This window comes from Microtetraspora sp. AC03309 (assembly GCF_020826795.1).
GTDB lineage: Bacteria > Actinomycetota > Actinomycetes > Streptosporangiales > Streptosporangiaceae > Microtetraspora > Microtetraspora glauca.
The window spans coordinates 1-386 of the sequence record NZ_JADDIL010000635.1; the positions used below are offsets into that span (position 1 = coordinate 1).

Annotated in this window: 1 protein-coding gene; it reads left to right on the top strand. The window is 48.7% G+C overall.

What is annotated here, in order from left to right:
* Positions 1–21 precede the first annotated feature (21 nt).
* Positions 22–386: hypothetical protein (locus IMZ11_RS44710; protein WP_228649889.1), on the top strand; the 365-nt coding region annotated here is incomplete at its 3' end.

Genomic DNA, 386 nt, shown 5'->3' on the forward strand with positions numbered 1-386 from the left:
TATACGGGTCCGACCCAGCCGATGCTGTTTGCATACAATCGTGATGATTATGTACTGGGGCCGGAATATCCCGTTCGCAACGACAGATGGGATTTCATATTCGATGGCCGTCGGAGTTTCTTCAACGTTTTTGATACCGTGGCTGGCGTTTATTTGTGGGACAGAAGCATGTTGGTGACTGATTTTTCCCAGAAAATAGATCCCGATTTTCCCAATAGAATGCTGAGTCTGTTCAAGACGGTATCGATGCTGGTGATGTGGACGAATGTCGATCGTCGCCAGGAAGTGTCGGAAAAGTTGTCAGTGGCTGGTTTCCGCGCGACGGAAACGGCTACGGGTGCTTTTCATTCGGGACCATTTGACTATTCATGGGCTATCTTCCAGTT